Source organism: Novosphingobium guangzhouense (assembly GCF_002896965.1).
In the GTDB taxonomy this organism is placed as follows: domain Bacteria; phylum Pseudomonadota; class Alphaproteobacteria; order Sphingomonadales; family Sphingomonadaceae; genus Novosphingobium; species Novosphingobium guangzhouense.
This window is the reverse complement of record NZ_LYMM01000002.1, coordinates 77,122-86,981: the sequence shown is the minus strand read 5'-3', so window position 1 is coordinate 86,981 and position 9,860 is coordinate 77,122. Positions and strand designations below refer to the sequence as shown.

Annotated in this window: 10 protein-coding genes; all 10 read right to left on the bottom strand. The window is 65.6% G+C overall.

Translation table 11 applies throughout. The annotated features are described in order from the left end of the window. Window position 1 precedes the first annotated feature (1 nt). The 10 genes from uraH to A8V01_RS01840 are packed head-to-tail and all read right to left on the bottom strand — an operon-like array spanning window position 2 to window position 9,858. On the bottom strand, window positions 2-334 hold the full coding sequence (gene uraH / locus A8V01_RS01885) for a hydroxyisourate hydrolase (RefSeq protein WP_211294934.1): 333 nt from the start codon (window positions 332-334) through the stop codon (window positions 2-4). Then, window positions 331-1,761, bottom strand: a complete 1,431-nt coding sequence (locus tag A8V01_RS01880; protein WP_103094267.1) for an FAD-dependent oxidoreductase — start codon at window positions 1,759-1,761, stop codon at window positions 331-333. Before A8V01_RS01880 ends, uraH begins: the two co-directional genes overlap by 4 nt. After that, window positions 1,758-2,198, bottom strand: a complete 441-nt coding sequence (gene uraD / locus A8V01_RS01875; RefSeq protein WP_103094266.1) for a 2-oxo-4-hydroxy-4-carboxy-5-ureidoimidazoline decarboxylase — start codon at window positions 2,196-2,198, stop codon at window positions 1,758-1,760. Before uraD ends, A8V01_RS01880 begins: the two co-directional genes overlap by 4 nt. Further along, entirely contained in the window at window positions 2,195-2,587 is a 393-nt protein-coding gene (hpxZ, locus tag A8V01_RS01870; protein ID WP_103094265.1) for an oxalurate catabolism protein HpxZ, read from the bottom strand. Before hpxZ ends, uraD begins: the two co-directional genes overlap by 4 nt. After that, complete coding sequence (gene puuE, locus A8V01_RS01865; protein ID WP_103094264.1) at window positions 2,574-3,467, bottom strand: allantoinase PuuE; 894 nt, start codon at window positions 3,465-3,467, stop codon at window positions 2,574-2,576. Before puuE ends, hpxZ begins: the two co-directional genes overlap by 14 nt. Continuing rightward, on the bottom strand, window positions 3,464-4,657 hold the full coding sequence (locus tag A8V01_RS01860) for a pyridoxal-phosphate-dependent aminotransferase family protein (protein WP_170065820.1): 1,194 nt from the start codon (window positions 4,655-4,657) through the stop codon (window positions 3,464-3,466). The genes puuE and A8V01_RS01860 overlap by 4 nt, the downstream gene beginning before the upstream one ends. Before the next feature lie 43 nt (window positions 4,658-4,700). Further along, window positions 4,701-5,942, bottom strand: a complete 1,242-nt coding sequence (locus A8V01_RS01855; protein WP_103094262.1) for an allantoate amidohydrolase — start codon at window positions 5,940-5,942, stop codon at window positions 4,701-4,703. Then, window positions 5,936-7,513, bottom strand: coding sequence for a gamma-glutamyltransferase family protein (locus A8V01_RS01850; protein WP_103094261.1), 1,578 nt, complete (start codon window positions 7,511-7,513; stop codon window positions 5,936-5,938). The genes A8V01_RS01855 and A8V01_RS01850 overlap by 7 nt, the downstream gene beginning before the upstream one ends. Before the next feature lie 24 nt (window positions 7,514-7,537). Beyond that, window positions 7,538-8,476: a 5'-methylthioadenosine/S-adenosylhomocysteine nucleosidase gene (locus A8V01_RS01845; protein ID WP_103094260.1), complete on the bottom strand. Its 939-nt coding sequence runs from the start codon at window positions 8,474-8,476 to the stop codon at window positions 7,538-7,540. After that, window positions 8,476-9,858 carry an NCS2 family permease gene (locus A8V01_RS01840; RefSeq protein ID WP_103094259.1) on the bottom strand — a complete coding sequence of 461 codons (1,383 nt, stop codon included), beginning with the start codon at window positions 9,856-9,858 and terminating at the stop codon, window positions 8,476-8,478. The genes A8V01_RS01845 and A8V01_RS01840 overlap by 1 nt, the downstream gene beginning before the upstream one ends. Window positions 9,859-9,860: the final 2 nt, after the last annotated feature.

Below are 9,860 nucleotides of genomic sequence, written 5' to 3'. Positions count from 1 at the left end.
GTCAGCTCCCCCGGTACGTCGAATAGCCGAAGGGAGAGACAAGTAGCGGCACGTGGTAATGCCCGTCAGGATCGGCGATGCCGAAGTCGATCGACACGTGATCGAGGAAAGGCGGCTCCGGCAACTTGATCCCTTTGCCCCGGAAATAGGCGGCAACCGCGAATGTCAGGCGATAGGATCCCGTAGGTAGCGCCGGCAGGCCGGGACAGCGTCCGTCACCATTGGTTTCGCCGGTGAAAAGGATCGTGCCCGAACCGGTTTCCAGGCACAGCGAAATGCCGGTCGCGGGTGAACCGTGCGTGGTGTCGAGGACGTGGGTGGACAGGCTGCTCATGCGGCGGCCTCCTTGGCACGGGGCCATTCCCCAAGGAATTCGTGCTCATCGTAATCGAGGAAGTCGGCCACCAGCGCTTCCCGGTCATCAAGGAACAACTGGTCGGCAATCCCCTTCACCAGACGCGGCAGGGCATTATGCAGGCCGGAGAGAGCCGAGGCGGAAAGGCCAAGGCTGACAAGAGCCGAATAATTGAACGCGAACAGCCCGTGCAGCGGCGCGCCGTCCACACCATCGCGCGGCAGGAATTCGAAGGCGCTGCCAAGATAGGGATGCGCATCGATCAGCGCGTTGCGCTTGCCCGGCGGGCTCACACGGTCTGACCAGCGGGCGATGATATCCGCGACATCCGCCAGTTCGGGGCGCAGGCCCGGATCACTCAGCAAGCCGGTAGAGATCACCACGAAGTCGAAATCATGCACCCCATGCGGCGTCGTGACGCGCACGAGGCCGTCATGTTCCTTCACGTCCAGCCACGGCGCGCCAAGGTGCAGCGCAAAGCCCGGCCACGATGCCGCGCGTTCGAACGTGTCGTTCGTCGGCGGCTGGTTGTGGCCGAGGAAAGCGTCCATCGCGGCATACTTGGTCTGATCGTCCAGCGCGGGATAGCGGGCGGTGAAGCCCACGCGTTCCATGAAACGGATGGGGTTGATGCGCGGCAGTTCCTTGCGGCGCATGAACACTTCGGCCGCTGCCACGCCCTGCATCAAAGCGAAGTTGGCGTTGTCGAAAGCGGAAGCGCCCCCGCCCAGCACGCCGATGCGCTTGCCGTGCAGCGCAGCGAAATCGATCGGCTCGCTGGTATGCGCCCACAAGTGCCGGGGCAGGTTTTCGCGCACCATGGCAGGCGTGTGCCATTCGCCTCCACCCTGGATACCGGTGGCCAGCACGACCTTGCGCGCATGTTCCACCGTGCCGCCCGCAAAATGCAGGCGATGCAGGCCCAGATCGGGCAGAGGCTCGATCCGCTCAAGCTTCGCGCCGTTGACCACCGGCAGGTCAAGCACCCGGCGATACCAGCGCAGGTATTCCATCCAGTCGCCGCGCGCGATTTTGTCCACCGCGCTCCAGCCCGCAAGCCCATACTGAGCTTCCCACCATGCCCGGTAGGTCAGCGAAGGCACGCCAAAATCGATCGGGTTCAAGTGTTTGGGCGTGCGCAGCGTGACCATGCGCGCATAGGTTTCCCACGGCCCTTCGAACCCGGCCTCGTTCTCGTCGAACACGCGCACATGGGTCACGCCTTCGCGGCGCAGGCCAAGCGCGGCGGAGAGGCCGCACTGGCCACCGCCGATCACCGCGACATCCAGCACCGCCGCACCGTCCAGCGTGCGCGGGCGCACCCATTCGGGCCGTGCGAAGCCGATCAACTCCAGTTCGCGGGCAAGCTGCGCCTCAAGCGCAGGAAGGCCGATCTTGTCAGTCATGTCATGTCTTCCAGCCGCAGGCGGACGATCTCGCCGATCTGCTCCAGCGCCGTCGCCACTTCGGCCTCGCGATCGTTCGCAAGGCGGCGTTCCATTGCCGCAAGGATACCAGCCTTGTCGGTCAGGCGCACGCAGATGATGAAGGGAAAGCCGAAGCGATCGCGATAAAGCGCGTTCAGGCGGTGAAATTCGGCGTATTCAAGCGGCGTCAAACGGTCGAGCCCGGCGCTGGCCTGCTCGGCCGTGCTGGCATCGGTCAGCGTGCGATCGATCGCCGCCTTGCCCGCAAGTTCAGGGTGAGCGCGGATCAGCGCAAGCTGCTCTTCAGCGGTGGCCGCGTACATCACCGCCATCAGATCGGCGTGACGATCGCCGGTGGACGGCAGCGCATCCGCACGTGCCTCTACCCAGGGGCTGTGTTCGAACAGGGCGGTCACGATGTAGTCCCTTCAAGGCTGACATGGGCGGAAACGACCTTCCAGCCGCCGAAAAGACCTTCAGGGAACTTCACCCAGGACTGCGTCTGGCGGCCCCTTCGATCGGAACCTTCGCGGAAGAATTCGGCGTCGGCCGTGGCGAAGCTGTCGCCGTAGACGGTGATCGCAACGCGGCCCAGCTTGCGCTGCGGAGAGCCGCCGCGCCCCTTCCGGAACTCGCGGATTTCCTCAATGCCGTACAACACTTCGCCCACGCCGTAGCGGTTGGTTGTGGGGGCATCGTGGAACAGCGCATCCATCGCCGGGATATCGTCCGCCATCAGTGCCGTCTCATAAGCATGGAACGCGTGGGTGACTTCGGCGAGGAGCACCGGATCATTGATCTGCATGAGGATGCACCTCCATCCAGTGCCGCGCGATATCGATACGCCGCGCCACCCAGGCATCGCCGCTGGCCATGACATGATCGAGGAACCGCGCCAGCCAGCGCGCACGACCGGGCTTGCCCGCAATCCGCGCATGGAGGCCGACCGACATCATCCGCCCGCCCTCTTCGCGCAGCTGGTCGAAGGTATCGCGCATATGGCGAAAGAACTGCTCGCCTTCGGTAAAGCCGTTGAGCGCCACGATCTTCATGTCGTTGACGTCAAGCGTATAGGGCACGATCAGCTGCGGCCTGCCATATTGCGTATCCCAATACGGCAGATCGTCGGCATAGCTGTCGGCATCGTAGGCAAAGCCGCCCTCTTCCACCACCAGCCGCGCAGTATTGGGGGAGGTACGCCCCTGATACCAGCCGAGCGGGCGCTGACCGGTCAGCTTTTCGTGCAGCGCGATGGCTTCTGCGATGTGAGCGCGTTCGACGTCTTCGTGCTGATACTGATAGTCGATCCAGCGCAAGCCGTGGCTGGCGATCTCCCAGTCGGCCGCCAGCATCGCCGCCACCGCATCGGGGTTCATCTCCATGGCCTTCGCCACGCCGAACACGGTGACGGGAAGACCGCGCTCCGTGAACAGGCGGTGGAGGCGCCAGAACCCGGCGCGGCTGCCGTATTCGTAGAGGCTTTCCATTGCCATCGCCCGGTCAGGGTGGCTGGCGGCGCCAACCATCTCGGACAGGAACGTCTCGGAGCCCTTGTCGCCGTTCAGCACCGAATTCTCGGCGCCTTCCTCGTAATTGATAACGAACTGCACCGCCACGCGCGCGCCGTTCGGCCACTGCGGGTCCGGCGGGGTCTGTCCATAGCCGGCAAGATCGCGCGGGCTCATGCGCCTTGGCCTTCCGGCCATGCCCCGATCGCCGCCGTCACTGCCTCACCGGCGGGCAGCGCGAAGCCCTGCATCCGCAGGCACGATTCCAGCGCCGCCAGCGTCAGCAGAACCTTGTGCTTCATCGCATTGTAGCCCATCGCGCCGATGCGCCAGATCTTGCTCTGCAAGGGGCCGAAGGCGGTGCCGATCTCGATCTCGAACAGTTCGCGCATGGCCTTGCGCACGCCTTCGCCATCCACGCCATCGGGGATGTACACGCCGGTCACGTTGGTCATGCGATAGCGGTCGTCGCCGAACACCGTCAGGCCCATCGCGCGCAGGCCCGCCGTCATCGCCCGGCCTGCCGAGGCATGGCGGGCATAGCGCGCCTCCAACCCTTCACCCAGCGCAATGCGCGCGCATTCGCGGGCGGCGTAGAGCATCGATGTCGCTTCGGTATGGTGGTTCAGGCGCTTTTCGGACCAGTAGTCCATGATCATCGCCAGATCGAAATAGTTGGAGCCGATGCGCGGCCCCGCACCGTCCACCATTCCGGCGCTGCGGATGCCCTGCTCCACATGGCGACGCCTGCCGATATGCTCTGCAGCGCGGTCGGAAATGGTGATCGGGGCCGAGCCGGAGGGGCCGCCCAGGCACTTCTGCAGGCCGCCGGTGACGATATCCACGTCCCAGCGGTCTGCCGCCAGTTCCATGCCGCCGATAGTCGCGGTGGCATCCACGTAGGACAGCGCACCAGCCTGCCGGCACAGCTCGCCGAAGCCTTCCAGCGGCTGCGCCATCGTGGTGGACGTATCGCCGTGAATGGTCGCCACGATCTTGGGATGACAGCGGGCGATGGCATCGGCGATGCGATCCATCGGCACGACTTCGCCCCACGGCGCCTCCACCGTCTCGATGATCGCGCCGATGCGCTGGAGGATTTCGGTCAGCAGCAGGCCGAAACGGCCGAAGTTGACCACCAGCACCACGTCGCCGGGCGAAACAAGGCTGACCAGCGCCGCCTCGATCCCGGCGCGCGCGGTGCCGTCGACCAGCATCGTCCAGCGGTTCTGCGTGCCGAAAATCGGGCGATAGAGCGCCATGACCTGATTCATGAACCCGGTCATCTCAGGATCGAACTGCCCCAGCAGGTCGGCGCTCATCGCGCGCAGCACGCGCGGATGGGCGTTGATCGGCCCCGGCCCCATCAACAGGCGCTGCGGCGGGTCGATCTCTCCGAAAAGATGCGGATCAAGCGACAACGGATTCTCCCAGACGTTCGATGAAGCCAAGCATCACCTGCAACGCGACCTGCGCGTCTTCAGGTTCGACATGCTCGGCCGGATTGTGGCTGATGCCTTCGCGGCATCGGATGAACAGCATGGCAGTGGGGCACAAGGCGGCCATGTTCATGGCATCGTGCCCCGCGCCCGAAACGAGACGGCGCACCGGCTGACCGGCCGCAGCCAGCGCCGCGTCCATCATGTCCATCAGCGCCGGATCGCTGGGGCTGGCGGCAAGATCGTGGATCAGCGCGATGGCCAGTTCAAGCCCGCGGGCGGTGGCGATTTCATCGATACGCGCACGGATTGCCTCTGCCACCGCATTGCGCCTGTCTTCCGCGCCCGAACGCACATCGATGGTGAAGCGGACTTCGCCGGGGATCACATTGGGCGCGCCGGGCAGTGCTTCCAGCCGGCCCACGGTAGCGACGACGTCAGAATTGTCTGCGCGCGCGATCTGCTCCACCGCCAGCACCATCGCCGCAGCGCCCGCCAGCGCATCTCGGCGCAGGCGCATCGTGGCGGTGCCTGCATGACCCGCCATCCCCTTTACGGTAACCGCATAGCGCAACTGCGCCGCAATCCCGGTAACGGTGCCGACCGCAAGACCATCCGCCTCCAGCACCGGCCCCTGCTCGATATGCGCTTCGAGATAGGCGAGCGTGGTATCCGGCGCGCGGGCTGCGGAAAGGTAATCGGGCGTGGTAGCCAAAGCCTGCGCTAGCGTGACGCCCGCCGTGTCGGTGATATCGAGCGCTGCGACATCAAGCGTGCCCGCCACGGCCCGGCTGGTCAGCATGGCGGCGGGAAAGCGGGAGCCCTCCTCGTCCCCGAAGGCGTAGACCTCGATCGGAAACGGCAGCCGCCTGCCTTGTGCATGAAGCGCGGCAACAGCCTCGATGCCCAGCATGATCCCCAGCGGCCCATCATACGGCCCGCCGTCACGCACGGAATCGAGGTGACTGCCGATCACCAGCGCCGGTGCATGGCCAAGGTGCCCGTCATAGCGCCCGATCAGATTGGCGGCCGCATCGACATGGACGCGCATTCCCGCCGCTTCCATCCATCCCGCCACGGCGCCTTGCGCAGCGGCATAGGCCGGCGTCAGGTATGCGCGGAACAGGCCACCTTCCATGTCACTGTAAGGAGCAACGCGCAGGGCATCGCACCGGGCAACGGCGCGGGCCCCGCCGGGGTTTTCGGTCACCATCCCGCCGCCTCGCCATCGCTGCGTGGGTCAGTTGCGCCTTCGAACGAGCCGTCGGCAAGCCGCACCACGGCGCCCGCATGGCCCATGGTGGCGGTCAGCGGGCCCACGCGCTCCACATCATGCCCGGCTTCGGCAAGTTGAGCGTAAAGCGCATCGTTAAAACCGTCTTCCAGTTTGAGCGAGGTCGTGACATCGCCCCAGGTGCGGCCCAGTAGCCAGCGCGGGGCGCTGATCGCGGCCTGAAGGTCCATGCCGAAACGGGCATAGCGGGTAAACAGCGCGGCCTGCGTCTGCGGCTGCCCTTCCCCGCCCATCGTGCCATAGGCCATGACGCGCCCATCTTCGAACACCGCAAGCGCGGGGTTGAGCGTATGGAACGGCTTGCGACCGGGCTTGAGAGCATTCCAGCCGTTCTCGGCCAGCCGGAACGAGCTTCCGCGGTTCTGCCAGGTGATCCCGGTCTGCGGCAACACAAGGCCCGATCCGAATTCGAAGTAGGTGGACTGGATGCATGAAACCACCCGGCCCTCTGCATCCGCGGCGCCGAACCAGCAGGTGTCCCCCCACTGCGGCGGCTGCGGCCATTCAAGCGCCCGTGCGGGATCGATCCGCGCGGCAATATCGTCCAGTCCGGCAGAGTCAGACAGCAGGTGCTGGAAATCGAAACCAGTATACAGCGGGTCGCCCACGTGAACGTCGCGCAGCAGGAAGGCCTGCTTGGTCGCTTCGACAAGCCCGTGGACATGGTCGAAACCATCCGCCGCGTCGGCCTTGAGCCGGTCGAACAGCGCCAGAATCATCAGCGAGGCAAAACCCTGCGTCGGCGGCGTTGCGTTATAAAGCGCCGCGCCGCCGATCACGGTATGCAGCGGATCGGGCCTCGTCGCCCTGTGTGCGGCAAGGTCGGCTGCCGAAACCGGGCTTCCCAGCGCCTCAAGATCGGCCGCGATCAGCGCTGCGAGTTCTCCGGTGTAGAAATCGTCAAGGCCGTTCGCAGCCAGCATCCGCAGCGTCTGCGCCAATGCGGGAAGGCGCAGCAGGTCACCCTCCTCCAGCGGGCGCCCATCAGGCTCGAACGTGGCGGCATAGGCGCCGGGCGCCCCGCGCAATTCATCGCCCTTGCCCGCCGCGATCGCCGCGCCACCCTTCGTGACCGCAACGCCGTTTTCCGCATGGGCGATCGCATCGCGCAGCAGGCGTTCCAGCGGCAGCTTGCAGTAATCAGCCTCCAGCGCCGCCGCCCAGCCCGAGATCGTGCCCGCCACGGTGTTCGCGGCAAGCGGTCCACGCGTCGGCACTGCATCCAGCCCGGCATAAAGCGAAAGGTCAGCCTTCGCCGCTGCCCCGCCGCAGCCGTGGATAGAATGGACGGTCCCATCGGGCTCCCGGATCACCCAGAACCCGTCGCCGCCGATCGCGGTCATGTGCGGGTAGACGACAGCCAGCGCCGCCGCGATGGCGACGCAGGCTTCCACGGCGCTGCCACCTTCGGCAAGCACATCGCGCCCGGCCTGCGCTGCAAGGAAATGCGGCGCGGTGACGATGCCGTTGCTGGCGTTTACGGTCTGCATGGATGGCCTCTCAGTCCGGCGTCATCAATCTGGAAGGGCCGCCACGAAGGCGCGCACCACATGGGCGGAATTCACCGAGGCAAGGCGCTCGTAAGTGTCCTCCATGTTCTTGTCGCGATCACCGCCCGCAAGGTCCGAAAGCGAACGGAACACGATCGTGGGCACCTGATTGGCATAGGCCACCTGCGCCACCGCGCCGCTTTCCATGTCGAGCACGCGGGCGTGCCACGCCTTGTGCAGATACTCGCGGAATTCGGCGTTGTCGGCATAGACGCCGGCACTGACGCCGGTTCCGCCGACGACGACCCTGGGCGGCCGGGCGATGCATAGCTCGCTGCCGGGAAGCTGGTGCTCCGAAGGCGCCACGCAGCGTTCCATGGTAATTGTGGGCGCCACCTTGCGGGCAAGGTCAAGCAGTGCAGGGTCCATCGCGAAAGTGAAGAACCGCCGGGCCGGGGTCTGCGCATTGGGCACCGTCACACCGCGCGGGAAGATGAAATTCCAGTTGCCCGGCGCCTCCGTCGAGACGGCTTCGGGCGATTTCCAGCCGCCCTGCCCGTCCTTGCGGGCAAAGTTCACTTCCAGATACTGGCCCCAGTTTTCCGCCACGATGACGTCGCCTATGGTCAGCGCCGGGTCGACACCGCCCGCGATTCCGGAAAAGACGATGCGCTTCACGGTAAAGCGATCGATCACCAGCTGGGTGTTCATCGCAGCGTTCACCATCGACACGCCGCTCTGCATCAGGAGGACGGGCTTACCCTCCATCACGCCGGTCAGGTAGGTGGAGCCGTTGAGGGTATATTCCTTCTGCTCGGTCACCGAATGAACCAGAGCATTCCATTCGGGCTGATATGCCGTCATCACCAGGGTACGGGGGGTGAGGTCCAGCCGCTCATCCGCCAGAGCGGGGCTTGCGGCCAGTGTCAGCGCAAGCGCTGCGGTGATGACGGCAGCGCGCATCAGGCGGCTCCCATCCAGACGAAGCGGGCCACGAAAAGAAGCGCCAGGACCAGCAGGAAGGCGTCCTTCTTCGTGATTGTCCCGCGCACGATCTTGAGCGCGGCATGGGCGGTGATGCCGAAGGCAAGCCCGTTGGCGATCGAGAACGTCAGCGGGATCATCGCCACGGTCAGGAACGCGGGGATCGCCGAAAGCGGATCTTCCCATTCCACTTCGGTCAGCGGCAGCAGCATCAGGCCGCCGACGATGATCAGCGCCGGAGCGGTCGCCGCCAGCGGGATCACTTGTGCGTAAGGCGCCACGAACATCATCGCCAGGAACAGCACGCCGGTGACTACGGCGGTAAGGCCGGTGCGTCCGCCCGCCTGCACGCCGGCCGCGCTCTCGACATAGCTGGTGACGGTGCTGGTGCCCGCCATCGAGCCGACGATGGTAGCGGTGGCATCCGTGATAAGGATGCGGTTGAGGCGCGGAATACGGCCCGCCGCGTCCATCAGCCCGGCCCGCTTGGTCACCGCGACAAGGGTGCCGATGTTGTCGAACAGATCGACGAACAGGAACACGAACAGGATCTCAAGCAGGCCCAGCCCGTGCTTGCCGGAAAGGCCGAAGACGCCGCCGAGGTCAAGCTGGAACGCGGTTCCGGTCAGCGCGGCAAGGGAATAGGGTTCGGGGCTGATGGAAACCATGCCCGCGATCCAGCCCACCACGGTGGTGGCAAGGATGCCGATCAGCATCGCTCCACGCACGTTCCACACCGATAGCGTACCGATCACCGCAAGGCCGAACAGCGCCAGCGCCGCTCCCGGAGCCTTGAGATCACCCAGCGCCACGAACGTCGCCGGATTGGCGACAACGATGCCGGAATCCTTGAGGCCGATGAAGCCGATGAACAGGCCGATGCCGCCTGCGACCGCCGCGAAAAGGTATTGCGGGATGGAATTGACGATAAGCTGGCGGATACCCGTCAGGGTCAGCAGCAGGAACGCAACGCCCGAAATGAACACGCAGCCCAGCGCCACCTGCCAGGGCACGCCCATCTGCTGGACGACGGTATAGCTGAAATAGGCATTGAGCCCCATACCCGGCGCCAGCGCCAGGGGTGTGTTCGCGACCACGCCCATCAGGATCGAGGCGAAGGCCGCCGCAAAGCACGTCGCCGCCGCGACCGAGGCGATGGGCATGCCCGCGCTGCCCAGGATCGCCGGGTTCACGAGCACGATGTAAGCCATCGTCAGGAAGGTCGTCACCCCCGCCAGCACTTCGGTCCGCGCGGTGGTGCCTCGCGCGCTCAGCGAGAAATAGCGGTCGAGCTTGCCGGAGGGCGCCGGCGTTTCCTGCGCCCCCTCCGGGACATCGATGGTGGTTGAGATCTGCGTCACGG

Bases quoted from the DNA above. Each gene is read 5' to 3' on its own strand.
- uraH (WP_211294934.1), bottom strand. From the start codon at position 334: ATGAGCAGCCTGTCCACCCACGTCCTCGACACCACGCACGGTTCACCC.
- hpxZ (WP_103094265.1), bottom strand. From the start codon at position 2,587: ATGCAGATCAATGATCCGGTGCTCCTCGCCGAAGTCACCCACGCGTTC.
- A8V01_RS01855 (WP_103094262.1), bottom strand. From the start codon at position 5,942: ATGGTGACCGAAAACCCCGGCGGGGCCCGCGCCGTTGCCCGGTGCGAT.
- A8V01_RS01860 (WP_170065820.1), bottom strand. From the start codon at position 4,657: ATGGGGCCGGGGCCGATCAACGCCCATCCGCGCGTGCTGCGCGCGATG.
- A8V01_RS01850 (WP_103094261.1), bottom strand. From the start codon at position 7,513: ATGCAGACCGTAAACGCCAGCAACGGCATCGTCACCGCGCCGCATTTC.
- puuE (WP_103094264.1), bottom strand. From the start codon at position 3,467: ATGAGCCCGCGCGATCTTGCCGGCTATGGACAGACCCCGCCGGACCCG.
- A8V01_RS01880 (WP_103094267.1), bottom strand. From the start codon at position 1,761: ATGACTGACAAGATCGGCCTTCCTGCGCTTGAGGCGCAGCTTGCCCGC.
- A8V01_RS01845 (WP_103094260.1), bottom strand. From the start codon at position 8,476: ATGCGCGCTGCCGTCATCACCGCAGCGCTTGCGCTGACACTGGCCGCA.